This window comes from Desulfonatronum thiosulfatophilum (assembly GCF_900104215.1).
Classification (GTDB): domain Bacteria; phylum Desulfobacterota; class Desulfovibrionia; order Desulfovibrionales; family Desulfonatronaceae; genus Desulfonatronum; species Desulfonatronum thiosulfatophilum.
On the sequence record NZ_FMXO01000002.1, the window covers coordinates 97587 to 124187 of the forward strand.

22 protein-coding genes are annotated in these 26601 nt (G+C 57.4%); 10 read left to right on the forward strand and 12 right to left on the reverse strand.

What is annotated here, in order from left to right; translation table 11 throughout:
* Position 1: 1 nt before the first annotated feature.
* The 5 genes from BLP93_RS01970 to BLP93_RS01990 form a co-directional block, all read right to left on the reverse strand.
* The gene (locus BLP93_RS01970) at positions 2-493 is read right to left on the reverse strand and encodes a YajQ family cyclic di-GMP-binding protein (protein ID WP_092116685.1); all 492 of its coding nucleotides are present in this window, start codon (positions 491-493) and stop codon (positions 2-4) included.
* Between the two features lie 343 nt (positions 494-836).
* Positions 837-1742 carry a hypothetical protein gene (locus tag BLP93_RS01975; protein ID WP_092116687.1) on the reverse strand — a complete coding sequence of 302 codons (906 nt, stop codon included), beginning with the start codon at positions 1740-1742 and terminating at the stop codon, positions 837-839.
* Positions 1743-1763: 21 nt separating this feature from the next.
* On the reverse strand, positions 1764-2159 hold the full coding sequence (locus BLP93_RS01980) for a PqqD family protein (RefSeq protein WP_092116689.1): 396 nt from the start codon (positions 2157-2159) through the stop codon (positions 1764-1766).
* A complete protein-coding gene (locus tag BLP93_RS01985) occupies positions 2146-3093 on the reverse strand; it encodes a hypothetical protein (protein WP_139162889.1) in 948 nt (315 codons plus the stop codon). Before BLP93_RS01985 ends, BLP93_RS01980 begins: the two co-directional genes overlap by 14 nt.
* Before the next feature lie 23 nt (positions 3094-3116).
* On the reverse strand, positions 3117-3713 hold the full coding sequence (locus BLP93_RS01990) for a hypothetical protein (protein WP_092116693.1): 597 nt from the start codon (positions 3711-3713) through the stop codon (positions 3117-3119).
* 291 nt (positions 3714-4004) lie between these two features.
* Between BLP93_RS01990 and BLP93_RS17510 the strand changes: the two genes are divergently transcribed.
* The gene (locus BLP93_RS17510) at positions 4005-4130 is read left to right on the forward strand and encodes a hypothetical protein (protein ID WP_279615049.1); all 126 of its coding nucleotides are present in this window, start codon (positions 4005-4007) and stop codon (positions 4128-4130) included.
* Between the two features lie 6 nt (positions 4131-4136).
* Positions 4137-5624 (forward strand): PP2C family protein-serine/threonine phosphatase, encoded by a 1488-nt coding sequence (locus BLP93_RS01995; RefSeq protein WP_341844730.1) that lies wholly within the window; start codon positions 4137-4139, stop codon positions 5622-5624.
* 4 nt (positions 5625-5628) lie between these two features.
* On the opposite strand, the gene BLP93_RS02000 is transcribed toward BLP93_RS01995, so the two are convergent.
* Together BLP93_RS02000 and BLP93_RS02005 are read right to left on the reverse strand one after the other, a co-directional pair.
* Positions 5629-5970: an STAS domain-containing protein gene (locus tag BLP93_RS02000; RefSeq protein ID WP_092116697.1), complete on the reverse strand. Its 342-nt coding sequence runs from the start codon at positions 5968-5970 to the stop codon at positions 5629-5631.
* Positions 5971-5973: 3 nt separating this feature from the next.
* Complete coding sequence (locus tag BLP93_RS02005) at positions 5974-6483, reverse strand: ATP-binding protein (RefSeq protein ID WP_161946161.1); 510 nt, start codon at positions 6481-6483, stop codon at positions 5974-5976.
* 123 nt (positions 6484-6606) lie between these two features.
* On the opposite strand from BLP93_RS02005, the gene BLP93_RS02010 reads away from it, so the two are divergent.
* The 7 genes from BLP93_RS02010 (at position 6607) to BLP93_RS02040 (ending at position 14640) form a co-directional block, all read left to right on the forward strand.
* Positions 6607-9123 (forward strand): ABC transporter ATP-binding protein/permease, encoded by a 2517-nt coding sequence (locus tag BLP93_RS02010; RefSeq protein ID WP_092116700.1) that lies wholly within the window; start codon positions 6607-6609, stop codon positions 9121-9123.
* Complete coding sequence (locus BLP93_RS02015; RefSeq protein WP_092116702.1) at positions 9098-9622, forward strand: Crp/Fnr family transcriptional regulator; 525 nt, start codon at positions 9098-9100, stop codon at positions 9620-9622. The genes BLP93_RS02010 and BLP93_RS02015 overlap by 26 nt, the downstream gene beginning before the upstream one ends.
* 213 nt (positions 9623-9835) lie before the next feature.
* Positions 9836-10405 carry a GAK system XXXCH domain-containing protein gene (locus BLP93_RS02020; RefSeq protein WP_161946162.1) on the forward strand — a complete coding sequence of 190 codons (570 nt, stop codon included), beginning with the start codon at positions 9836-9838 and terminating at the stop codon, positions 10403-10405.
* Between the two features lie 90 nt (positions 10406-10495).
* Positions 10496-11710: a hypothetical protein gene (locus BLP93_RS02025; protein ID WP_244148618.1), complete on the forward strand. Its 1215-nt coding sequence runs from the start codon at positions 10496-10498 to the stop codon at positions 11708-11710.
* A gap of 46 nt (positions 11711-11756) precedes the next feature.
* Positions 11757-12038: an amphi-Trp domain-containing protein gene (locus BLP93_RS02030; RefSeq protein ID WP_092116706.1), complete on the forward strand. Its 282-nt coding sequence runs from the start codon at positions 11757-11759 to the stop codon at positions 12036-12038.
* A 6-nt stretch (positions 12039-12044) separates the two neighbouring features.
* Positions 12045-13691, forward strand: a complete 1647-nt coding sequence (locus tag BLP93_RS02035) for a phosphate signaling complex PhoU family protein (RefSeq protein ID WP_092116708.1) — start codon at positions 12045-12047, stop codon at positions 13689-13691.
* A 64-nt stretch (positions 13692-13755) separates the two neighbouring features.
* A complete protein-coding gene (locus tag BLP93_RS02040) occupies positions 13756-14640 on the forward strand; it encodes a GAK system ATP-grasp enzyme (protein WP_092116709.1) in 885 nt (294 codons plus the stop codon).
* A 97-nt stretch (positions 14641-14737) separates the two neighbouring features.
* Here BLP93_RS02040 and BLP93_RS02045 read toward each other — a convergent pair whose 3' ends face one another.
* From BLP93_RS02045 to BLP93_RS02055, 3 genes are all read right to left on the reverse strand, one after another.
* Positions 14738-16192, reverse strand: a complete 1455-nt coding sequence (locus BLP93_RS02045) for a multicopper oxidase family protein (RefSeq protein ID WP_208596543.1) — start codon at positions 16190-16192, stop codon at positions 14738-14740.
* Positions 16134-17567 (reverse strand): TolC family protein, encoded by a 1434-nt coding sequence (locus tag BLP93_RS02050; RefSeq protein WP_161946163.1) that lies wholly within the window; start codon positions 17565-17567, stop codon positions 16134-16136. Before BLP93_RS02050 ends, BLP93_RS02045 begins: the two co-directional genes overlap by 59 nt.
* 333 nt (positions 17568-17900) lie before the next feature.
* Entirely contained in the window at positions 17901-19586 is a 1686-nt protein-coding gene (locus tag BLP93_RS02055) for an ATP-binding protein (protein ID WP_092116713.1), read from the reverse strand.
* A 345-nt stretch (positions 19587-19931) separates the two neighbouring features.
* On the opposite strand from BLP93_RS02055, the gene BLP93_RS02060 reads away from it, so the two are divergent.
* Positions 19932-20948 carry a sensor histidine kinase gene (locus BLP93_RS02060; protein ID WP_092116715.1) on the forward strand — a complete coding sequence of 339 codons (1017 nt, stop codon included), beginning with the start codon at positions 19932-19934 and terminating at the stop codon, positions 20946-20948.
* Between the two features lie 106 nt (positions 20949-21054).
* On the opposite strand, the gene BLP93_RS02065 is transcribed toward BLP93_RS02060, so the two are convergent.
* Positions 21055-24945 carry an efflux RND transporter permease subunit gene (locus BLP93_RS02065; RefSeq protein ID WP_092116717.1) on the reverse strand — a complete coding sequence of 1297 codons (3891 nt, stop codon included), beginning with the start codon at positions 24943-24945 and terminating at the stop codon, positions 21055-21057.
* Positions 24926-26437, reverse strand: coding sequence for an efflux RND transporter periplasmic adaptor subunit (locus BLP93_RS02070; RefSeq protein ID WP_161946164.1), 1512 nt, complete (start codon positions 26435-26437; stop codon positions 24926-24928). Before BLP93_RS02070 ends, BLP93_RS02065 begins: the two co-directional genes overlap by 20 nt.
* Positions 26438-26601: the final 164 nt, after the last annotated feature.

The window sequence follows — 26601 nt, forward strand, 5'->3', positions numbered from 1 at the left end:
GCTATCGCTTCATATTGACATGCTGCAGGGGCACATCGAAATCCTGCTCCTCCATCAGCTTGATCACGGCCTGCAGGTCGTCGATCTGCTTGCCCGTGACCCGGACCTGTTCATCCTGGATGGCTGCCTGAACCTTGATTTTTTGCGCCTTGATCAGCTTGACGATCTTCTGGGCCGTATCCTTGGAAATGCCTTCCCGGATCTGCACGTCCATCTTCACCCGGCCCTGGCTGGTAGCTTCCAGCTCCTTGAACTCCATGCATTTCGGATCAAGCTTGCGCCTTGTGAAATGCGCCTTGAGCAGCTCCTCAATGGCCCGCATCTTCATCTCGTCGCCGGTGACCACATGCAGAACCTTGTCCTTGCGGTTCAAATCCAGGTCCGTTTTCACGTTGCGGAAATCGAACCGGGTATCCAGTTCCTTGCGCACGTTGTTCACGGCGTTGTCCACCTCTTGCAGATCCACCTTGCTGACAATATCGAATGACGGCATTTCTCCCTCCTCGCTTTGAGAGCATTTAAAATATCCGCGGATTACGCAGATTTTTATGTTGTCCGGCGGCAACTACTCAGTTCACCCGAGAAAAAGCAGACTGGGTACCCGCCTTCGCGGGTATGACTGACCTATATACGGCATTGAAAGTACAAGTCATTCCCGCGAAGGCGGGAATCCAGGTCATGCTTGCCACAAGTTTTCGAAAAGTAACCATTTCCTGCTCTGAAGCTGAGTAGTTACGTCCTGCGTAAAATTCGTGCCGCACTGGGGTGCGGCGGTCCCAGGGGGTGGGCAGTCACCTGATGCGTCCATTCCGGTGAGCCGCCCCCAGATCAGGCAATCACTTGTGAAAAATCGCGTGCCTGCCCTTCTTTCTCCACCGCTTCCAGGGCGCGTTGAGCGCTCCGCCGGAATAGACAGCCCCGGTCCATTGTTCATGCAATATCTTGTTGAAGACCACCATGTCGTTGAGAACGGCCCGGACCTGCAGCGACTGCATTTCGGCGCAGACCTGTTCCAGAAGCAGCGCCACGTCTTCCCGGGTTCCGCCGATGACGCCGCAATTGAGGACAGGCTTGTCATTCAGCTCGGAAAATCGACGGCCGTAGACCTGATCAAAGTGCTTGAGCATCCATGGATTGTTCTCGATCCGCGTATCCTCCGCTCCCAGGAACAGGCGGTAGACATGCCGATTCGTCAGATGCTCCCGCTGGGTTCGCCACCACCCCGGCAGCCCTTCCGGGGCCATGAACGGATCATGCTCCCATCCGGCGGAACCTCGCGCGGCATCGATCAGTCCGGTCAGGTCCAGGTAGTTCCAAAAGCTGCGATTTTCGATGAGCCGGAAAGGATCAGCACGGAACCAGGCATCCGCGACATCGACGATAAAGACATGCCGGGTCCGGTTCGCCTGATTCCCCTTCAGGTAGTCCCGAAACAGAAAAAACCGCTCATCGCCGGCGGTGAAGTCCCCCGGATGCACCCGCTGGAAACGAAAGCTCCCGCCCCGGCCAGTCCCGCCCAAAGTTGCGAACCATTGCTCGTATTTGGCTGTAAAGGCCTCGCTGAGATGGTCGTGCAGCAAAACGCCGTGCAGCCCCAATCGGCAGATCGAGTGATACCAGCCCGCAAAGTAATCAAAGGACGACGCCGTTACGGCCTGACCGTGCTGGGGATGGCGTTTCCCGGCAAAATAGGCGCCCAGGATGACATTTCCGGGGATTGAGTCGTTTCGGGGCTTGGTCATCAGCAATCATTGTCCCGGAATTCAGCGCAGGCCGATAATCCCCCGGCGACCCAGTTCCTTGATGAATGCCGTCACGGATAATTCCGCCTCCTTGGGCTGCAGCCCGTATTCGGCGATGAAGGCGTCGATGATGTCCCGGACCGTGTGCGAGCCGTTGACCATGCTCCAGGCCAGCCCCCCCATCTCATCCAGTTCCAGCTTTTTGGTCATGGGCCTGCCGTCCCACTTGCCCAGCTTCTGGGCCCACTTCCCGAACCAAGGTTTGAGGGTGAGGGGATAGCTCAGGCGGATGAGGCCGTTGGGCTGTTTCTCCTCCAGCACGTCCTTGTTGCGCACGGGACGCAGAGACAATGCTTCCTGGCGGGTTCTCGGCTCCGAACGGCGCTGCGTCCCTTCTTTCGCGTCAAACGATCCCATATGCTTGATCTATCTCCTGAAATGCATTCAGCTCCGCGACCCGCGCGTTGAGCAGAAACACGGCCAGAATCATTTGCCCATCCATGGAGAGCCGCACGCAGGCCCTGCCCCCCCGCTGCAAAACCCTGCCCGGCAACTGCTGCCATCGGACCTCGGCGACCTGGGGTCTTCCCTCCACCGGCTTCATGGAAGTAAGCTCTCTGGCATAATAACTTTCGGCCCATTCCCGCAGGCCTGCTCCGCGAAGCACGGCCCGGGCCGGACCGACCCGTTCCAGAACCAGTCTGGTTGCGTTGTGCCATCCCCTGCCTTTGAATTCCAGCCGATATCTGCCGGGATTAAAGGCATGGCGCATCAACTCCAGCCAAGGCGGCGACTGGAAGCGGATACCAAAGACCTGCCAGGGAAGCCACTGGCGCGGTTCAGGAGAACGCAGACTGAGCAGCACCTTGGCGGCATCCTCTTTAATGGATCCTGTTCCGGTCTCATAGAACTGGATCAGCCAAGCCATGTTTGAAGCAGGATCATAGACGACCGCGCCTCGCCCGGCAGAAATATGTGGCGATTGTTTCGCATCCTCGTGCAGATCCGATGCTCTCCAGAAGATTGGCTTCACATGGAACCCACGCTCTTCAAGCCGGGTTACGGCTTCCGTCCATTGTTCCGGAACAGGCGGTGTCTGCGCGTCCTTTTCGTCAATGAACAGTTCCGCACCCTGCACCCCCTTGGCCAGCTTGCGAATGGTTTTAGCCACGGAAAAGCGGCCCTGGATCGGCTGCCATTTAACCTCCATGACGGGCACATCCCCAGCCTCGGCCAGAAGATACCTGCCGTCCAGCACAGCGGGCGTCCAGTCCGGCGGCACCTGCAGGATCAGACCGTTCCAGTGCAAGGGAACGAGTTGTTCGGCGAACTCGAAGGAGGAATCAGGCATGGCCGGCCGAGCGGGTTGCCGCTTCAATGGGGAACAAAATCTTCCAGATTCCTGATTTGCATGGCTTCCGCATCGAGTGGAGGGCTCTCCCGGTCCAGTTGGCGCTCCCAGCACGCCCGTTCTTCCTCCCACAGGGTGAGGTGGGTCATCTTGATGGAAACACCGGGTCGCATGTCATCGAGTTTGCTGTGCATCAGAATCACTTCGACCGTCTCCTGCTCGTCGCCCAGCAACCACAGCCAAGCCTGGATGGTCCTGAAGTGGTCGCCCGCCCATTGGTCCGGCCTGCCCCAACGTTCTCTGTACAATCGATCCAGATCCCTGAATAACTGCTCATCGCGATCCACGAACTTCAGCTTCATGCGCGCCACCAGCTTTTGATCACCACAGACCGAATAGCTCAATGAACCGCCACGGACCCCCGGAATGGCGCCGGGTTTGAGCTTGACTTCCTTCATGAACAGGACGTCCGGCAACTCGGTTGCCGTATCCTGGTGCAGTAAATCCCAATAGGAATCCATCTCCGTGCCCAGCTCGATTCCGGCCAGGGTTTTGAAAGCCCCGGCCTGGACAGGGCAGAACAACAGAAATGCCGAAAGGATAAGGGTCGTTACCTTCATGTCGACCTCCTTGCAACTTGCAAATAAAAACTTCACTCTAGCAGTGAATGCCATGAGCAAGATTTTCCGTATCTACTCAAAAGATCAGTATTTGAAATGCCCTGCAATTCGCCTGGATTCCGGCTCCCACCAGGCGGAGACGTGATCCAGATACAGGGGCCACGCTCCAGCCCGAACTCGGCACTGAGTGCGTTACTCCGCTGCCGCACCGGGGTGCGGGCGCTCCCAGGATTTATCCCTTTGATTGCCGCAAGTTTTTGAGCGCAACTTCAGCCATATCAGGAAACGAACATGCAAACGCACCAGCGGCCTGACCCGGCCCCTCCTCCCGCGGAGCAATTCTCCGGCAACATCCGGGCCTTTGTCCACTATATTTTCGCGTTGACAGTCATGACTCTCTACGGAGGACAGGTCTGACCGTTCATCGACTCGCTCCCGGTCTGGGAGCTCGGCCTGATGATCCTGGTCCCCTTGTCTACCGCCTTCGTGCTGCGGTTGTTCCTGAACAGACGTTTCGTTAATCCGCTTCCCCCGCTGGATCGTTCCAGACGCCAGTTCCAGATCGAACTTGCCCTGCTGGTCGGGGTCGGGATGACCATCGCCCTGTACAGCACGGTGGTCATGCAATTTCCATTTGTGCACAGCGGCCTGAAACTGGTCCTGGGCTTTCTGACTCTGGGCCTGTTCCAGTCCGTGGATCTGGCCCTGGAACGGGAGCGAAGCGTCATCCTCCAGGCCAAGGCCCTGGGTTACGGACACGCTCCCCCGGCCAAGCTGTTCCCGCTCACGCGCCGGTTTCTTCAGTTGACGATCCTGATGGCCTTTCTGATCTCCGGCGTGTTGATCCTGATCATTGTGAACGACCTGCGTTGGCTGACCCTGGGCGCCATGTTGCAGGAAAACCTTTTCTTTCTGGTCCGCGCGGTGATCGTGGAAATTCTTTTCGTCATGAGCGTTCTTCTCGCGTTGATCATCAACCTGACCGTCTCGTATGCAAAAAACCTGAAACTGCTGTTGGACAACCAAACCACCGTCCTGGAGCAGATCAGCAAAGGCGACCTGAGCGGGTATGTTCCCGCCGTGACCAATGACGAGCTGGGCTTCATCGCCGGCCACACCAACCGAATGCTGGAGGGGTTGCGGGAACATTTGGAGATGACCCACGGCATGGAAGTCGCCCGGCAGATCCAGGCAGACCTGCTGCCTTTTTCCGCTCCGGAAATCCCCGGGCTGGACATTGCCGGAATCAGCATCCCCACGGACGCCGTTACCGGAGATTATTTCGACTATTTCCGCACCAGGGACGAGAAACAGCTCTCCGTGCTGATCGGGGACGTCAGCGGGCATGGCGTCGGGTCGGCCCTGATCATGGCTTCTGTCCGCGCCATGATCCGCCTGCGAACGGCGCTGCCCGGATCGCTGTCCGAGGTCATGGCTGACGTGAACCAGATGACCGTGGAAGACAATTACGGCACCGGCAGATTCATGACCCTGTTCTGCCTGATGATCGACACCTCGTCGTTCAGCCTGCGCTGGGCCGGCGCGGGCCATGATCCGGCCCTGCTGTACAGCCCGGCAAAGGACAGCTTCACCGAGTTGCCCAGTTCAGGCCTGCCGCTGGGCATCCGGCAGGACAGCGCCTATCCGGTGTCCGCCCGCGATATATTCCTGCCGGACGAAATCATCGTCATGGGCACCGATGGAATATGGGAAACCACAAACCAGGAAGTGGAATTGTACGGAAAGGATCGGCTGCGGCAAATCATCCGAGCCCACGCCGCCGGATCGGCTCAAGAAATTGTCGAGGAGGTGGTTAAATCCGCTTCCGCATTCAGTGACGGAGAGCTGAAGGATGATCTGACCCTGGTTGTGGTCAAGGCGCTGAACCGTAAGATGCCCCGCGGCTCTTGATCACTCACTTGTCCTGCAATTCCCGCAAGGCCGCATCACAGTCCGCATACATGGCAAAGATTTCATTGTATCCGGAAATATCAAAAATCTCCTGGATGTAATCCTTGAGCCCGCAAATCGCGATCCGACCGTTGGCGGCCTGCAGACGCTGGTAGGTCATGACCAACACGCGCAATCCGGAGCTGTTGATGTAGTCCAACTGATGGAAATCAAAAACCAGCTTTGTCGCACCCTGATCCAGTTTTATCAGCACTCGCTCCTCAAAAGCCTGGGCCTCATTCCCGTCCAGCCTGCCCTGCAGGGTGAACACCACGATTTCACGTCGGCTATTTTCTTTGATTTCCATTGGTTATTCTCCACCCTGCGGTTCCGGCACCCGAACAGGGTTATGACATTTTTCAGCATTGCAAAGGCTGCCCAGATCCTTTTCCATGGTCAAGATATTCCGCCCGTTTTCATATCGATAGGCTATCGAGTTCATAATGGATCTGACGAGATGCACGCCCATGCCTCCCACACATCGCTTCCGTTCCAGCAGGGGCTTGTCCAATTCCGGCTCCGATACGTCCCCAATGGGGTTGAACGGCCGGGCATTGTCACGGACCTCAAGCCTGGCTTGTTGCCCAGTTATTTCCACCGCCACATCGATCTCATACCCCTCCGCCGACTGATATCCGTACTGCAAAATATTGGTGATGATTTCGTCCAAGGCGAGGGTAATTTGGTACACGCACTTGTCGGACCATCCTTGTTCCGAGCCCAGATTGCGGAGCGATGCGACCAGTCCGGCCATAGTGCCCTGGGAGTTGGTTAATTTGTAGCTTCTCCGGATCATTGCCTTTCTTTCCTTTTGCTGCATTGTCTGCAATCCTATGCAAGGCATGACTTCAACGCAAGGTCTCCGGGTGGGAACTCCCGGCAATCAACGGCATGCACGTGACATCACGCTGAATCCAATCCCGCACAACATGGATCGCGGATCATGAAACCGCCTCTTCAGGTTACAAAACGCACCCTGTTTTCCTGGGTGTTTCATCGCCATCTCAAGCTGCAAATTCTTTTGGTGGTGATCATCCTCATCACCGTGGCCTCCCGGGTTCTGCCGCTGGAATTGCAGAAAAACATCATCAACGACGCCATCGGCATGCGCGACGTGGACCTTCTGCTGTTCTATTCCGGGCTGTACATCGCCATCGTGGTCCTGGGGGGGATTCTCAAGTACGCCATCAACCTGATCCAGTCCTACATCGGCCAGCAAACCCTCAAGACCATTCGCCGCGATCTTTTCAACCACATCATCTCCCTGCCGCTTCCATTCTTTCGCAAGACCCCGCCGGGCACGGTGATCAACTCCATGGTCACCGAACTCAACCCCGTGGGCGACTTCATCGGCCAGGCCTTTTCAACGCCATTGGTGAACATCCTGACATTTCTGGCCATTGCCGGGTTCATGTTCTACCTCAATCCCCTCTTGGCCGGACTCAGCCTGCTGCTGTATCCCACCGAACTCATCATTCTCCCCTGGCTGCAACGCAAAATGAACGCGGCCAACCGGCGCCGGATGGCCTCCACCCAATCGGTCAGCGGAACCATCGGCGAATCCATCGGCGGCGTACAGGAAATTCACGCCAATGCCAGCTACAAGCTCGAGGACGACAAGTTCGGGAAGAAACTCGACCTGCTCTACAAGAACACTCTGACCATGTACGCCTTCAAATACGGCATCAAGTTCTACAACAATTTCTTTCAAAGCCTGGGGCCGTTCATTCTTTTCCTGGTCGGCGGCTATCTGGCGATTCAGGGTCAGCTGGACATCGGCGCCCTGGTGGCCTTCCTGTCCTCCTATGAAAAGCTCTATGATCCCTGGAAGGAACTGATGGAGTACTACCAGACCTACCAGGACAGCACGGTGCGCTATTCCCAGATCATGAGCTACTATGACATTGAGCCGGAATACCTGTTCAGTCCGGTCGACCGGTCGCTGCATGAAATGCATGGCCAAATCGACGCCCAGGCTGTCGGATACATGGTGGACGGGAACATCAAGCTTCTGGACAGAATCAACCTCTCCGTCCAGCCCGGAGAACTCCTGGCCTTGGTCGGCTTTTCCGGGTCGGGAAAATCGACCCTGGCCCTGTGCATGGCCCAGATCTTCAACTACACCAGCGGCTCCCTGAAGATCGACGGCCGGGAACTGAACCGGCTGACCAAGGCGGACATGGCCGTTAACATGGGCATGGTCGCGCAGCATCCGTTTATTTTCGAGGGCACCCTCCAGGACAACCTGCTCTATTCCTGCGAAGCGCAACGCCTGCAAGGCAAGACCTGTCCCGGGATGTCCGGAACACCAAGCCTGGACCGGATCATTGAAGTCATTCAGCAGGTAGGATTGTACCTGGATGTGCTCAGCTTCGGATTCCGGGGAACGCTTGATCCTGAAAAAGATCAGGAACTGGCCGGCCACATCCTGCACGCCCGCCAGATGCTCCGGCAAAACGCCGGGGAGGATTTGGTCGAGGACGTCGAGTTCTTTGACCCGCAACATTATGTTCACGGCGCGACTTTGGCCCAGAACCTGATCTTCGGCTCTTCCGCGACTCCCGGACTCACTTCGGAGACACTGCACGCTAACGCGTCGTTTCGCCGTTTCCTGAAAACCCAGGAGTTGCTTGAGCCGTTGGATGCCTTGGGACATGCCATTGCTTCCCGCAACGTGGACGTGATCAACACCTTGGGCGGCGGAATGGAACTCTTTGCCGACTCGCCGATTCCCGCCGATGATTTTGATGAGTACGCCCTGCTTGTTTCCAGAGTCCCGGAGTATGATTTCGCCAAATTTGATGAAAACGATCGGGCGAAGCTGCTCAAACTTGCCCTGGGCTTTATCTCCAGCTCCAACGCCATGGGCAGGATTTCATCGGATCTCAGGCGCCGCATCGTGAGCAGCCGAGCCGCCTTTAAGAAATGGGCCGAGGAGAACGCCCCCGGCGCATTCACTTTTTATCGCCTGGACTCCTACATCGCCTCCGAATCCATCCTGGACAACATTCTGTTCGGAGTGATCAGGCCTGAAATTGCCGGCGCGGAAGACCGGATCAAGAAACGCATCATGCAGGTGTTGATCATCGAGGATGTCCTGGACCGCATCATCGAGTACGGGCTGCAATTCAACGTCGGCAGCCAGGGCGACCGTCTCTCCGGCGGACAACGCCAGAAAACGGCCCTGGCCCGCGTCTTTTTGAAAAATCCGCCGATCCTGATCCTGGACGAAGCCACCGCGGCCCTGGACAACGCGTCCCAGACCCGCATCCAGAACCTGCTGGAGAGCAAGTTCAAGACAAAGAGCACGGTCATCGCCGTGGTTCACCGCCTGGATATTCTCAAAGGGTACGATCGGATCGGCGTCCTCAAGTCCGGAAAATTGGTCGAACTGGGGAGTTATGAAGAATTAATCAAGAAAAAGGGAGTGTTCCATGAACTCGTCCACGGTCGTCAATAGCAGCGAAACCGAATTCGATCAGAACCTGAATGCCTTGCGCAATATCTCATTTTTCTCGGAACTGGGCCTGCAGCCCCTGAAGGCCCTGGCCTATCTCTGCAAACGGATCAGATATCGGCCGGACGACTATATTTTTACCCAGGGAGATCTGGACACCCAGGCCTATTGCTTGTTGAGCGGCGCCGCCCGGGTCATCCGCGATGAAGACGAACGGCAAGTCGTCCTGCGAGTGCTGGAAACAGGGGCCTTCATCGGTGCTTTGTCCCTGGTGGCCCAGACCAAGCGCCTTTTTTCGCTGCAGGCTGTCGAACCAACGCTCTGCCTGGTACTGCCGCAAAAGCACTTTCTGAATCTCGTATCCAAGTCGCCCGATCTTTCAGCGAACTTCTTCAAGGCGCTCTACCGATCTCTATACCGATGGGAGGAAGAACTCCTTTCCAGGACGAACCGGCAGGATTTGCAGCAGGCGAAAGACTTTCTGGGAGTGACGCTGCTGTAGGACCAGCTAACGATGTTCACCTTGTGGCATGGTTGCTCTAACTGTGAGATGTGTTGAATAGCTGCCTTGTTTATTCGTCTTGTCGCGGAAATACCGGCATGATATTTATGGTTGGACACTGGCGACCTGAAACTGTTCGAAAAAATTGAAGGCTCAACGTCATCGCGGGCCGTGACGCAGTTCTCGCACATGATTGCAACAACAGGAGACGGCATGGAACGGGAAGACAAACTGAATTTGACCTGCACCCAGGAGCAACTGGCGGAAATGCTGCGCACCATGGCCGACGCCATGGTGCATGGACGGCTGCGGCTGGAAAATGTCGAAGTTGACTGGAAAGATGTCCAGAAGATCAACCTCGCCATCCGCAACGCGGCGGGCATGGCCGAGGTCAAGCTGAAAATCGCCTCCGGAGCACGGTGCATGGTCATCCCCGGGAAAGAAGACGATGGCCCGGCAAAGATCGAAACAGAATTGTCCGAGACCGCAATACCGAGCGACAGTTATGGTTCCTTGAAAAAGCGGATGAGGAAGTCCTTCAAGAACATCATGTACGCGCTGCACGATAACACCTGGCCGGCCCAGTCCGACATCGACGGTTTCATTCAGGATTCGGCTTTGATGGTCCGTTACCCCGGCAAGGGCGACGAGTTCTATCCGGCCTATTCCGAAGCCGTGGCCGTATTCCAGGAAGCCGTGCGCGTACGGGACCTGGACGCGGCCTATCAGGCCGCGCATTCCTTGAACTCACTGAAAACCCAATGTCACAAGAAGTACGATTGACGTGCCGAATCCGGCGCGGGGACTGCAAGGCTGGAGCCGCGCCTCCGAGGGATGAAGGGGCGGCCGGGTGAAGGCGTTGTGGGTGGATTGATGAACACGGAGCTGGAGATGGAGGGAATGATATTGTCTGCTCAAGGCAGGAACATGGAAATCGTCCGGGGAGACGAGTCCGCGGCGCAGGTCAAGGAAATGGAGTTTCCGCCCCAGTTGACCGAAGCGGACGAAAAACATTTCAGAAGCATCATCAACCAGGGCCTCAGTCCGGAGCAGATCCAACGGGTGGTCACGCCGCTGCGGGTCCAGCCCAGGCAGGAAGACGTGCTGGCCATTCACTGGCACCCGGAATTCATCCCCATGGACCTGATCTCCCAGCGCATTGAGGCCACCTATCCCAACAAGGTCCATGAACTGATCATCCCCACCCAGCACAACGTACTCATGGAGTACGGGGACTATTCAGGGGTGGAAGTGGACTGCTATTCCCACGAGTTCCAGCGCAAGGTACAGCTGCTCTTGCACTTCCGGACCAGCAGGCTGGAATCCGCGGACGTGTTCAAGGCCATGCTGGACCATACCTTTCGCTATCGGTCCAGCCAGCTCTACGCCTTTTTGGATATGGTCACCAACATCAAGTACGAGGACTACCTGCAATTGGCTTCCGAGGAAACCGGCGTGGACGAGGAAGTGGTCCGCTTCGCCCGGATCCAGGCCAAGAAGCTGCAGTTGCTTTTGGAGGAACACGAACAGACCATTCCCCGGGACATGATCAAGAACAAGCTGGTCCGGGAATTCATCGACGCCCAACGGCATCTCTTTCCGGCATCCCTGGTTCACCGGACGCAACTCTTCCTGAAGAGCGTGAAAAGCATGGCCAAGGAGAACTTCAGCCTGACCTATTTCTACAAGACCTCGGAGTTCATCGAGGAGGCACGGGCCTTGGGCGGCGGCGTGGTGGTACCGCATCCCGAGCAGTTCTGGCCGATTCTTTTGGCGGACTATGACGTGGACGGCTACGAGGTCTGGAATCCCCAGTCCCAGGAGTACACGGATTTTCTGATCAACGTGATCCACCGCCAGAACAAGACCCGCAACGCGGGGCAGCGTTCCCTGCTGGTGTTCATGGGCGACGACACCCACATGAGCGAGAAGATCAAGGATCCCAGCCATGCCGAAGCCGGCAAGTACTACCGGGACATCGGGGTGCAGCCGCCCTGGGACGATCTTTCCGTCCGGAAAAGCCTGATCGTGGGCAACGCCGGCCGGGCCCGGGTCATCGAGGAATACAAGGCCCGGCTGGACGGCTGAGGCCATGACCCTGGTTTCAGAACCCTAACCTGAAGTGAGCACAGCAATGGCGGAAGAAAAATTTCGGCACGAATCCCTGCAAGACCGGGAATCCATCGGCAAGTATCTCAACGCGTTGAGCGATGGGTTTCAGAACGGCAAACTCCAGTTCTCCTGGAAAGACAAACGCTTGGTCCTGGAGCCGCAAAGCCTGATCAAGTTCGATATCGAGACCATGAAAACAGACGGAGAAGTAAAAATGACCCTGCGCTTCCGCTGGGAGCAGGCCTCGGAAAGCAGCATGTTTGTGGACGGGCCGCTGGTTATTGATTCCCAGGCCAAAGGATAGGGCAACATGCATTCCTTAGAGGGACTGGAGCAGAAAATCCAGTTCATGGTTCTGGAAGTGTCCAAACAGGTGGACGACACGCTCAAGGTGCTGATCAGGCCCGACAACTCGATCATCGAGAAGATTGCCTCCCGGGACGACTACATCGACAACTTCAAGAGCGTGATCGAGAATACCTGCTTCTCCAGGCTGCACAGTCAGGCGCATCTGGACAAAACCGGGATCGACTTCATCCGGGCGGTGAACATCATCAGCAACAACCTGGAGCGAATCAGCGACTTTTCCGTGGATATCGCCCGGCAGCTGCGATACATCTCCGATCACCGCTTCCTGGATCAGTTCGAGTACCGCCCTTTTTTCCGCCAGATCCTCGGGGCTCTGGACATCGTGGTCCGCTCCCTGTTTCACCGCGATCTTTCCCTGGCCTTGCGCATCTGCCGGGCGGAATTCGTTCTGGACAAGCTGTACAAGCATAAATTCGACAGAATCATCGCCCAGTTGCAGTCCGGCAAGGAAACCCACAACCTGATCACCACCCTGTTCATCTTCCGCTATCTGGAACGCATGGGCGACTCCCTGCTGAACATCGGCGAGGCGGTGATCTTTTCCGTGGTCGGCGAGAAACTGAAGATCAACCAGTACCAGGCCCTGCGCGAGTCCCTGGACAACCTCGACTTCGATCTGCGCATGCGCGACGTGGACTTTGAGTCCATCTGGGGCACCCGGTCCGGGTGTCGGATCGGCAAGGTTACCAACGGGGCCCAAAGCAACGCCACCGGGGTCATCTTCAAGGAGGGCAAGCTCAAGAAGATTCTTCAGGAAAAGGCGAACATCCAGCAATGGGAAACCATCTTTCCGGGTCTGACCCCCAAGGTGTTCGGTTTCCAGGAGAGCATGGACAACGCTTCGATCCTGCTGGAATTCTTAACCGGATGCACTTTCCAGGAAATCGTGTTCAACGACGATCCGGAGCAGTTGGAAAACGCCTTCTTCCTGGTTCAGGAAACCGCGGCAATGATCTGGCAGAACACTCTGCGCAAGGGCAGCAAGCCCTGCGCTTTCACCAGCCAATTGTTTTCAAGACTGGAGGACGTGTTCGTGGCCCATCCGGAACTGAACACTCCCCGAACCCATTTCTGCGGTCTGGAGTTGCCGGCCACGGAGGAACTGCTGGCCGAGCTGGCCGAGGTGGAGCGGGAGCTGACCGCGCCGTTCACGGTCTTCACCCACGGGGACTACAACATCAACAACATCATTTACAATCAGAAGGAGCAACGGGTGCATTACATCGATGTACACCGCTCCAAGCTGGATGATTATGTCCAGGACGTGTCGGTGTTCCTGGTCTCCAACTTCCGGATCCCGATTTTCGAGGGCGCCGTACGGAACAATTTGAATCAGGTGGGGCTGCGTTTCCTGCAGTTCGCCCGCCAGTTTGCCAAGGAACATCATGACGCGACCTTCGAGATCCGGCTGGCCCTGGGTCTGATCCGCTCGTTCATCACCTCCGCCCGGTTTGAACTGAACGCGGAGTTCGCGGCCGGCATGTTCGCCCGGGGCGTGTATCTCGCGGAAAAGATCCTGGCCTATCGCGGCCGGCCCTGGGAGCGGTTCCAGGTCCCGGTGCAGATCCTGCAGTTCCGGTCTTTTTAACAACTCGTGGAATCTGGCTTTTCAACACACTGCCAAGGCATCATCCCCAACGTAAGGACGGTACATGAAACGTATTGCAGTTATCGGCAATCCCGGTTCCTGGTCCACGGAAAAGCTGGCGGACGCCTTCGCGGCCAAAACCGGATTTCGGTGCGTCGTGGACATGTCCCGGGTGCACATGAATCTGGAAACCGGCGCATTGTGGTTCGACGGCCAGGATCTTTCCCGGTTCGACGCCCTGACCGTGAAGAAGATCGGGCCGGCCTATTCGCCGGACATGCAGGATCGGTTGAGCATGTTGGAATTGCTGAACCGAAACGGGACTCCGGTTTTTTCAAAGCCCTGCGCGATTCTGACGGCCCTGAACCGGTTGAGTTGCACCGTGAAGCTACGTGCCGGAGACATGCCCATGCCCCCCACCGTGATCACCGAGAGCCCGGAACAGGCGGAACAGGCCGTCGCGGATTTCGGACGCGCCGTGTTCAAACCGCTCTATACCTCCAAGGCTCGGGGCATGGAGGTGATCGAAGCCGGGGCCGCATGTCGGGAGCGGATCTCCCGCTTCCAGAGCCGAGGCAACCCGGTGATGTACGTGCAGAAGATGCTCACCACCCCGGGCAAGGACCTGGGCATTGTCTTTCTCGGCGGCGAATATCTCGGCACCTACGCCCGGCAAAGCAACGGGGCCTGGAACACCTCCACCTCCAGCGGGGGCAAATACAAGCCCTACGCACCGAGCCGGGAGATCATCGATCTGGCCTGGCGGGCCCAGGATCTGTTCGAGCTGGATTTTACCTGCGTGGACATCATGGAAACCGAGGACGGCCCGATGATTTTCGAGGTCTCCGCGTTCGGCGGCTTCCGGGGACTGCTGGAAGCCTGCAGTCTGGATGCCTCGGTTCATTTCGCGGATCATGTGCTCAGGCGCTGCGATCATGTCTCGCCTTAGCCCGGATCAGGTTCGGTCTTATTGGAAATGTTGGGCAGCGCCCGGATTCAGGCCTCGAAGGACTTCCTGAAGTGACGCTGCTGCGGGACTTCGCGGCTCAGTGCTCCCCGTGATCGTGTCCATTTCCGTGGTGGTCCTGGTCCGCGGGCTTCGCGGGGCCGGTCTCTGACTTCATCCGGACCGGGTTGCCGAAGGAGGGATCGCTGCTCACCTTGTAGGCCACCGTTCCCGGCGGATGATCGTACCAGCCGGGATCGCCGTATTCGTCGGGGCCAAGTTCATCCCGAACCTTCATGATGCTCATCATTCCGCCCATGGCGATATTGCCGAAGGGGCCCTTGCCCATGAACATGGGCAAGGTGTTTTCCGGCCCGGGCATGTGCCCGGCATCGGTGTGATCCTGGTGATCGGCCATGCCGTGACGGCCCATGGCCATGTAGCCCGGCAGGATTTGACGGATGCGTTCCTCGATGCCGCTCTGATCCACGCCAATGGTGTTGGCGATTTCATGGGCCATGGGATTCATGGTGTGATGGGCCATGTGGCAATGAAAAGCCCAGTCTCCGGGCACGGCGGTGAATTCAATATCCCGGGTCTGGCCCACGCCGACGATCTCCGTGGCTTCCGAGCGCCATAAATTGCGCGGCCACCGTCCGCCGTCGCTGCCCGTGACCAGAAAATGCACGCCATGCAGATGCATGGGATGGTTCCACATGGACAGGTTGCCCATCCGGATGCGCACCCGTTCTCCCGTGCGGGCCACCATGGGCGCCGTTGCCGGAAAGACCTTGCTGTTGATGGTCCAAAGGTCGAAATCCACCATCACCGAGGGGTCGGGGCGATAGGTGCCCGGATGGAGCGCCCAGTTGTGCAAAAGGAGGACAAAGTCCCGATCCACCGGAGCATCCGCGGGATCCCGGGGATGGATGACGAACATGCCCATCATGCCCATGGCCATTTGGACCATCTCGTCCACATGCGGATGATACATCTGGGTACCGTGCTGCCGCAGGGTGAATTCGTAGGCAAAGGTCTCTCCGGGTTCGATGTGCGGCTGAGTCAGGCCGCCCACGCCGTCCATGCCGCTGGGCAGCTTGAATCCATGCCAGTGCACGGATGTCGGCTCCCCAAGAAGGTTGGTCACGTAGATGCGCACATGGTCGCCTTCCACCGCCTCGATGGTCGGACCGGGCGTCGTGCCGTTGTACCCCCAGCAGTGGGCCCAGCAGCCCGGAGCGAATTCGTGGTCGATCTTCTCGGCCACCAGGTGAAACTCCTTGACGCCGTTGTTCATCCGGAAGGGCAGGGTCCAGCCGTTGGGAGTGTGCACGCGCGCGTGCCTGTTGCGCTGCCCGCGCGACCCTGTCTGACCCATGACGTGTCCATCATGTTCATGATGTCCCATGTCAGCGGAAACCGGTTTGGCGCCGATCAGGGCATGGGCCAAAGCGCCCGCTCCCGCGCCCACGAGAAAATTGCGTCGGGAAACCATCTTAATGTCCTCCGTGGTGGTGATGCTCGTGATTTTCTGGTTCCGGCGCATGGTGCTCATGGTCCGGCTCGTCGTGGTCGTGTTCGGAGTGATCGTGTTCCGCCGCTTCATCCGGATCGATCAACTCCGGAAGCCGGATCAACTCCTTCTTGAAGCGCAGCCCGCTGGGCAATTCGGTTCCGACCAGCCGCGCCAGCTCGGTCCTGGCGATCCAATAGTCCCGCACGGCTTCAACATAGCCATGATAGGCATCGTACTCCTGCTGCTTGGCGCGGATCAGGTCAAAGACATCGTCCAGCATGAAATTGACCCGCTCCTGCGTCCGCTCCACGATGTCGACCCGGCTTGGAACCAGGACATCCCGGTATTCGAACACCTTTTCTCGTGCGCCGAGCACCCGCTGGTGGGCCAGATAGACCTCGTTGCCGGTCGCGATTTCCAGGGCGTCCAGCCTTGCCAGCCCGGCCTCCAGGCGTGCATCGGATCGCAAAATTGCCCCCTGATTCTGGTTGAACAACGGCAGGGATAAGGAGATGAACGGACCGAACAGGCGACTGCGATCCGTCTCGCGCTCAAATTCGACTCCGAGTTCCGCCTCTCCGATATACCGATACCTTCGGGCCAGGGTCACGCCCTCGGCCAGCAGATCCAATTCCCGTCGCACCGAGACCAGTTCCAGCCGTTGCTCATGGGCCAGTATCAAAATCTCGTTGGGATCGTCCTCCGCAACCACCGGCAGGGCCAGCCCCTGCTCCACGGACCAGACAGCCTCCGAGGCATGCAATCCCATCAGGCGGTTCAGTTCAAAACGCGCCTCTTCCACCAGCATCCTGGCGTCCACCGCGGCCAGGCGGGCCTCGGACGCCGCTGCCTGCTCCAGATGCAGCGCCAGTGCTGAAATATTTCCGGCCTCCCTGAATCGTCCGGCAAGTTCAGAGGACAACCCGGACGCCCTTTCCTGTAACTCCCGCAACCGGGCGATCTCCCGTGCGGCGGCCAGTCTGTAGAAGGCCGCTTCCGTGCGGGCGATCAAGTCCAGAATCGCGGCGGCGACTTCCGTCTTTGTCCGCTCCAGCTGTCCTTCGGATATCCGTCGACGTGACGGCATCAGGAGCAGATCGGCAAAATTCTGAGCCAAGCCGAACGTCAGTTGATTTGCCATCCCGGATTCGCTGGAAGTCATGATGGAGGCGGAAAAATTGGGATTGCTGAGCCGTCCGGCCTGCAGCACGTCCGCGGAAGCGATGCCCAGGTCGGCGTAAAGTTTGCGCAGTTCCGGGTTGTGCGTCACGGCGAGCCGGACGGTATCGGCCCTGGTCAAAGTTTCACCCTGAAGTTGGGGGCGTTCGAAAACGTCAGGGGACAACTCCGGAAGATGACCGCGACGCTCGACGGCCATTGCCGCCACGCTTCCGGCGCCACGATCCGCGGGCACGCTCGCGCATCCCGTCAGGATAAACAAAAACGCCATCACCCAAATGATTCGCAACGCGTTCCTCATCAGTGTTCCTTGTGAGTAACTATTCATTGTTCAAATGGTCCATCGCAAGGACCCGCCGGCAAGACACCTCAAAAGTACAAGTAAAGCGACGGGGCTGTTTGTACAGGAAAACCTTTGGAGAACATGAAGGTGGGGAGCGGCAAATGGCCCCCGGATTATATGCCCAAACAGATCGCAGAATGATTCTGATCTTGATCAAACGGACGAACAGTTTTGGTATCGTAGACAATTTTGGAAATTCGCGCTGTGATTTCCCACAATTCCAGACTACGACGAATCCACGGGAAAAAAGAGGTGAAAGCGTGCCCCCTGTCCGGGTTTGCTGTAAAACTGAATGAACCCGCCATGCTCCTCGATGATTTTTTTGCAAATGGGCAGCCCCAGTCCGGAGCCAAGATCTTTTCCCGTGGTGAAAGGCTCAAACAGGACGTCGGCCATGTCCTCCGACACGCCCGGCCCATTATCCGCGACAACAAGCTCCATCCACCGGCGATTTTCCTTTACAACCGCCTGCGCACTAACGCTCAGCCGGCCTCCGTCGGGCAATGCTTCCAGGGCGTTGTCCAGCAGCTGATTCAGGACGATCGCGATCTGTTCCGCATTCATCGATATCAAGGGGAGCGGCGAGATGCTCACATGCATATCAATTCCGCGCGCACCGATTTGGGAACGATAACGATCCAGGACACCCTGGAGCACGTCGGCCAGGGATTGGCCCGCGGAGAGAGGAGCTCTGTCCCGGGCAAAAATGAGCAATTCCTTCAACATTCTTTCCAGCCGATGCAATTCAGCCAGAATAATACCGGCATAACGGCGTTCTTGCTCACTTTGGGCAACCGTTTCCAGACGCCGGGCAAAACCTCCCGCGGCAGTCAGTGGATTTCTGATGGCATGGGTCACATTGGTGGTCATCCGGCCCAAGGCGGCCATCTTTTCCGTGTGAACCAACTGCTCCTGAGCCGTTTCCAGTTGTTGCCTGACCCGGTCCACCTCCAGTTCAAGGGTTGCATTCCATGATTGTAATTTTTCTCTGGAAGCATGCAGTTCTTCCACCATCGAATTGAAGCTGACGCCAAGCAGACTCAACTCATCTTGAGGCGGCTCTTCCTGTTGACGGCCCGACGATTTCTGAAAAGAGACCAGCAAGTCCCGCAGAGAGGAAACGACCAGCTTGTTGAAAAGAACGCCCAGGGCAATAAAGATGAAAAACAAGGTCGCAAAAATAATAAGGAAACCGGATACAGCCCGCTCCTTCAACTGGCTCAAGGCAGTGTCCACGGGTATGCCCACGGAGATCACTCCGGCCAATTCCCCGGCACTGCGACCAAATCCTCCCACGGAACCGTAGGTCTCAATCAGTTCCGGCGGCGCGTGTGCCGGATCGCCATGACAGCGCAGACACTCCTGTCGAAAATAAACCGGCTTGAAGCGACGATATTCAGGCTGCTCCACCACATCCATTATCCCCTGCCACTCCCGTTCACCGGGATGCTCCCGGAAGTAGGCAATCATCTCCACTTCAAATTCTCGTGATTCATATTTCGGGTTGCGGGCATTGATTGAAGTCCGACGATACTCAATGTGGGGCAGAGCCGGAGAAAGACGATCCGCGAACGCCCGCGCCACATATGAGGTGGACATGGCCTCGCGCAGGAAATAGTCGTCACCCAGCAATTCGAACATCACCGGCCGCAGTTCCTCGCGCACATACGCCCTGCTGGCTTCCACCGCGGACATGAACAGTTCCGACTCGGCATAGGCCTTGTCCATAAGCTGACGACGTTCGTAAACGTAAAGGCCCAAAGCCCCACCAAGACAAAAAAACAAAAGAATCAAGGAAGTGCCGATCAAGAACTTTGTCTGCAGCCCCAAGGAAGGCTGCTCCCGCTGATGATGGCCATGACCTACTTTTTGGTCTTTGGGTGAATCGAGATCCTGTCTGGCTGTTTGCATTATCAACCCCAATGGGAATATGAATTTCCTTCCGGAGCCCTTCCTCGTCACTCCTTCATCCTTTTCAGCCCTTCAACAAGTTCAGCATCACGCAGCTGGTAAAGTGGCCCCCTTTCTCCAGACAAAAATGAGCCGAGTTGGAGCTGGAATCTCTCATTCACAGCTGCACGGCCCCCTCTATTCCATTGCGACCCCTAGCAACCCATGGCGCCAATCAGACGGGTTCCGCCGGAACCAGCTGGCTGGACGTGTAGTCCCGGCGGACAGTGTTTCCATTGACACGCGAAACTCGGGATATATGAAAAAGTATGTTCATCCGAACATTTACTTTATCAGGAGCATCTCATGAACACGCGACATGGCGGATTCAGACATTGGCTGGTGGTGGCATCTTCAATCCTGGCCGTTTCCATACTGCATTTCGGAGAAATCGCCGGCGGCCTCGGCCTGCACGCCATCCACCGCGAACTGTACTTTATCCCCCTGCTGCTTGCCGCCTTCTGGTTCGGATTGAAACGCGGATTGTATGTGGCCATGGCTGTTTCCACCATCTATATTGCCGGTCTTGTCTTCACGGGATTTCACCATCAGAACCCGTTGACCGCGGGTGTCCAGGTAGCAATCTTTCTTATCGTGACCGCCCTGCTCGGCAGGCTTTCAGACAACCAGCGCCGTAAACAAGCCGCACTGATTGAGGCAGGTAAACTTGAAACCCTGGGACAGGCCGCCGGGACGTTGAGCCAGGAACTGAAATGGCTCATGGATTCGATCCAGGACATCCACGACAAAGCCGGCGGCTTCAAGGACCCCGAACTGGAACGCCGATTCAATTCGGAAATGAAACACGCCGAAACATTGTCAACCGTGCTTTCGGATTTCATTCCCGAACGCCATGCCGTAACGCACGCCGGAGACCTCAATGCGGTTGTCAAAACAGCTCTGAACAACCTATCTCAGGATGCCGCGGTTCGAGGAATCCGCTTCCGACTAAACGTTGATGTTTCAGGTTGTCCAGCCACCACCGACAGGGAATCCGTAGCCTGGGCTCTGAACAAAATCCTCAAAAATGCTTTGGAAGCGACTCCCGCGGACAAGGAAATCACTGTGACTACCAAACGTGGAGCCGATGATTGCCGGATAGAAGTCAGTGATCAGGGTCCGGGGATTGCCGAAAAACATATGGAAAAAATCTTCACCCCGTTCTTCACCACCAAGCCGGGCGGTCAGGGACTCGCCCTGGCCAGCAGTCGCAAATCCCTGCGCGACCTTGGGGGAGATATCCTGGTTTCCGGAGGTCCGGGCAAAGGAGCGACCTTCACCATCATTCTTCCACGCGAGCTGAACCGGCCAAGCCGTGTCTGATCGCGTACTCATGTGCCCCGAATGGCAGTAGGTACTTGGATGACAATGCTGTCCGGCCATCTGTGATTCAGAATGAATTCTCATTAGGTCCCAGTAAGATTTACCTTCATCTAAATCTGAGCTTGGATTCCTCCACCAGGCTGTAGAGGGTCGGCACCACGAAGACGGTGAGCACGGCCAGGAGCATGCCTCCGAATGAAGGGATCGCCATGGGCACCATGATGTCCGAACCTCGTCCGGTGGAGGTGAGCACGGGCAACAAGGCGAGGATGGTCGTGGCCGAAGTCATCATCGCCGGTCGAATGCGACGGCTCGCACCTTCGATCACGGCCTCGCGAATTTTATGTTTGTCTGTTGTGTCCCGTGCATCCCTGACCTGGTTCAGATAAGTAGCCATAACTACCCCATTGTCCGAGGCAATGCCGAACAAGGCTAAAAAACCCACCCATACGGCAACGGAGAGGTTGATCGGATTCATCTGAAAAAGAAGACGCAGGTTCTGGCCGAAGATCTCAAAGTTCATGAACCACGGCTGTCCGTATAGCCAGATCATCAAGAATCCGCCGGCCCAAGCCACGATGATGCCGGAAAAAACCATGAACGTGGTTAACGTCGACCGGAACTGCAGGAACAGGATAATGAAGATGATCAGCAGTGATAAGGGCAAAATCACGGCCAGACGCTGCTGGGCCCGGATCTGATTCTCATAGGTACCGGCAAAAGTGTAGGACACTCCTGCCGGAAGGACGAATTCGCCGGTCTCGATCTTGCTCAAAAGGTGATCTCTGGCAGCTTCCACCACCTCCACTTCGGCAAAGCCGGGTCGCATGTCGAAAAGCACGTACCCCGTCAGAAACGTATCCTCGCTGCGAATGACCTGCGGACCCCGGACGTACACGATGTCCGCCAACTGATTCAACGGTATCCGCCGTCCCCCTGGCGCATCGACCAGAATACGTTCCAATTCCTCCACGGAATCCCGCAACTCCCGCTTATAGCGAACTCGAACCGGATAACGTTCCCTGCCTTCCACCGTCATGGTCAAGGTATCGCCGCCCACCGCCGTCTCGATGACCCTCTGAGCCTGTGCGAGCATAATGCCGTGGCGGGCCAGGGCCTGTCGGTCGATCCGGATTTCCAGATAGGGTTTGCCGATGATCCGGTCGGCGATGACCGCGGCAGGCTGAATGGAATCCACTTCCTTGAGCAACCGCTCGATCTCCAGGCCCACGGATTCGATGGTGGCTTGATCCGGCCCGAAAACCTTCACTCCCATGGGTGCGCGCATTCCGGACTGGAGCATGACGATGCGCGCGGCAATGGGTTGCAGGTAGGGAGCAGAGGTTGTCCCGGGCATTTCCGCGCGGGCTGTAATCTGATCCCAGATGTCCTGCGGCCTGGAAATACCGGCCCAGGCGGCTCTCTCCGGATTCAATGCTGAGTCCAGACCCGGGCGCCAGAGCCTGAAAGGGCGGCCTGAAGCATCAGGCACCAATCGGCCCTCATCATCTCGCAGGAACTTGCCCCGCACCAGATAGGGCAGGCCGTCGCCCGCGGGCACCGGTTCCCCATAAGGATCTCGAAAATAATCCAACCTGTCCGGATCATGACGAAAACTGAGCAACCTGCCCCGTGCGTCGACCATGAACTCCGGATGGTAATTAATTATTGTTTCGATCATGGATATGGGCGCGGGATCCAGCGGCGTTTCAGCCCGACCAAGCTTGCCCACGACCGTCTCCACCTCGGGAATGGCCGTTATCGCGATATTCTGCTTTCGCAGCACGTCATGAACTTCATCGATGCTCGCGTGCGACATGGTCATGGGCATAAATAAAAATGAGCCTTCATCCAGGGGAGGCATGAATTCCCTTCCCAAACCGGGAAAAGCATTCTCAAGAGCTGCAACCGGCCGCCATTGCTGAACCTGGTGCGGAAGCCTCGATGCAAATGTGCCTGCTCCCAGCCAGACCATCATTCCAAGCAGGACCAGCATCAAGGGCAAACTGAGGAAAAGCGGCTTATGGTTCAGACACCAACGCAGCATCCTGGGATAGAAGTATTGGAAGGAGAGGAAGATAAGGAGCAGTCCAAAAATAAGTACGGCGACGAACAGGAAATTTCGCACCGACCCCGGCACCGATCCAAGCGGCATCCAGAATGCCGCAAGAACATGAATCACCGCTATGGCCAGGACCGTGGTCTCAATGCGCCGCACAACCGCCGCCCAGCGATCGGAAAGCCGGTGCCGCAGAAAATTGCCGACGGCAAAAAGCAGAAAAATCACGCCCAGCCACCAGGGAGCGAAGATTATCGCCAAGACCCCGGCTACCGCCAGTACCAGGGGCAGGAGCCAGGCCTGCAGGAACCAGGAACCGCCCTCGCCGCGCCGGCGGAAGAACAGATGAGCAAGAGGAGGGATCAAGGCCAGCGCTACGATGATGGAAGCCACCAGCGCAAAGGTTTTCGTAAAGGCCAGGGGCTTGAAGAGCCTGCCCTCGGCGGCCGTCATGGTGAATACGGGCAGGAAGCTGACAATGGTTGTTGCCATGGCCGTGGTGATGGCTCCGCCGACCTCCACGGTAGCCCGGCGTATGATCACGATTCGGGACTCGCCCGGCGATGCCGCCGACATATGTCTGAGGATGTTTTCGCTGACGATGATGCCCATGTCGACCATGGTCCCGATGGCAATGGCAATCCCTGCAAGAGCCACCACATTGGCGTCCACGTTGAACAGTTTCATGGCGATGAAGCTCATGAGCACGGCGATGGGCAGCAGTGCGGAAACAATCAACGAGCTGGCCAGGTGCATGATCGCGAGGAGTACCACCGCCACGGTGACCAGCACCTGCTCGGTCAGGGCCGTCTGCAGAGTTTCAAGAGTTTCGAGAATCAGTCCGGTGCGATCGTAAAAGGGTACGATGGTCAGGGTACTCGTCGTGCCGTCCGGCAAAATCTTGCTCGGCAGCCCCGGCGAGATCTCCTCGATCTTGGCCTTGATATTCCCGATGACTTCCAGCGGATTTTCACCGTAGCGCACCGTGACCACTCCGCCGACCACTTCCGCTCCCCCCTTGTCCATCACCCCTCTGCGCAAGGCTGGTCCCTGGGCCACGTGCGCCACATCGCTGAGCAGGACCGGCTGATCGTCGCGCGCCGTGATCACCGTATCTTCAAGGTCGGACAATGTCCGGATGAAGCCGATGCCGCGTATTACGTATTCGACCCGGTTGATCTCGATGGTTCGGGCGCCCACGTCCAGGTTGGACATGCGCACCGCATTGACGACTTCATCCAATGAAACGTCGTAGGCGCGAAGGGCGTCGGGATGGACGTCAACCTGATACTCCCTGACGAATCCGCCGATGGAACCAACGTCGCTCACCCCTCCCGCGGAAAGCAAGGCATACCGCACATACCAATCCTGAACGCTGCGCAATTCGTCGAGATCCCATCCCCCCGTGACGTTTCCCTGCTCGTCGCGCCCCTCAATGGTGTACCAGAAGACTTGCCCCAGAGGAGTGGCGTCCGGTCCGAGGGTGGGCTGCACCCCTGTCGGCAGGGTCCCCGCCGGCAGGCTGGCCAGTTTCTCCAATACCCGGGTGCGGGACCAATAGAATTCGACATCTTCGGAAAAGAGGACATAAATGATGGAAAAACCGAACATGGAGTTGGAACGCACCGTCTCCACTCCGGGAATGCCCAACAGGGCAACAGTCAGGGGATAGGTGACCTGATCCTCGATATCCTGCGGCGAGCGCCCCATCCATTCCGTGAAAACGATCTGTTGGTTCTCGCCGATATCCGGAATCGCGTCCACGGGCACCGGATTTCGCGGCAGGTTCCCTATCTCCCAGTCAAAAGGCGCGACCGCTATCCCCCAGCTGATAAAGAACAGGAACAGAATTCCGACCACCAGCTTGTTGAACAGGCAAAAATCTACGATTCTGCCCAGAAACCCGCCTTTAGGATTATCAATGCTCGTGGCCGGCATGAGGATCCTCCTCGTGGGCAGGCAAAGGAGGGGAAACGGGAGGCGCCTCGGGAGCTTCCTCGGAGACGAAGACGGCGGTTAATCTTGCGTGATGCTCCTCCAGTGTGTGCATAACGCGTTCGGCTTCACGCAATCCGCGAATTTCCCCGCCCAAATAGGCGTCGTTGCCCAAAAGCATGGCCAGCTCGTTCCAGACCAGTGCGGCATGCGTTCCTCTCAGTGATGCGGCGTCGACATCCTCCAGACGGCGACCGAAGTTTTGAAATGCTGCCCGGATTCGATCCAGGTCCGCTGTATCCAAGGCTGCATGTATCCCATGAATCGCCTGATCCAGTATCGGCAACTGCCGGGCGAATTCCGAAGGAACCGCCATGACCGTGGTCGGGGCGTCGTCGGGGATCTCCCGCGGATCAGGGATCGGTCCGTGGTCATGATCGTGCGCTGCTCCGGCACCTGGCTCCGGAGTCATCATTGAGGGTTGCGCATTGACCTGCACGGCCGAATCAATCTTGAACGCACCCCGGGCGACCACCAGTTCTCCTTCCTCGAGTCCGCGAAGTACGATGAAATGATTCCCGGCCCGGGAACCAAGCACCACCTCCCGCCCCATGTACACGCCCGGACGCTCCGGCAACGCCACGTAGACCACAGCCCGGCGACCGGTCAGCAATGGAGCTGAAACAGGTATCACCAAGGGAGCTTCTTCCTGTACCTCGTCCGGCTGAAAGCGCTGTACGGCTGTCACGTACATCTCCGGTTTAAGACGCTGGTCCGGGTTGGGCACGTTCAACCGCACCCCCACTGTACGAGTCCGCGGCTCCACCACCGGGTCGATAAAGACCACCTCACCCTGGAACGTCTCGCCCGGTAGAGCTTCGACCATGAAATCAACCTGCTGCCCGACCTGAATCCAGGGCAAGTCCGATTCAAAGGCTTGCAGCACAACCCAGACGACGGAAAGATCGGCGATGGTGAACAACCGTGTTCCCGTGTCCACGTACATGCCCTGTCGAGCGTTCATTTCAGTGACGATCCCCGAAACGGGCGCATGGAGGACCATATGCTCCTGAGGAATGCCATGTTCAATGATCTGCTCGATCTGCCGGGAGCTCATCCCCAATCGTCGAAGCTTCTCCCGTGCCGCTTGCTCCGTCCGTTCGGCCAACACTCTGGTTTGCTGCATACCCCGCTCGCTTTGAAGCCGCGCCGCGTTCACTGCTTGAATCAATTCAGCCTGAGCGGTGATCAGCTCCGGACTGTAGAGAGTAGCTGTCGATTCTCCTCTTTGCACCGCGACCCCCGTAAAATTAATCGAAAGCTCGTCGATGCGGCCAGGCGCCCAGGCCGTAATGTAGGCAAGTCGCGTTTCGTCAGCCTGCACTTTGCCTGTCAGGCGAACTTCCACCTCGGCATCAAGTCGTCGCACAGGCGCAAGCACGACTTCCGCCAGTTTTTGGGCTTGGGGAGAAAGGGTGATTTGCCTGAGACTCACCAATTCCGCATCAATTTCATTTGCATGTCCCGCATGGGGATCGGGCTCGTGAACATGACCCGCATGGGGATCGGGTTCATGAACATGCGGCACGGGAGCAGGCGATTGGAAAACTCGATAGATAATAACCGCTGCAAGAATAAACAGCAGCATCAACATGAATA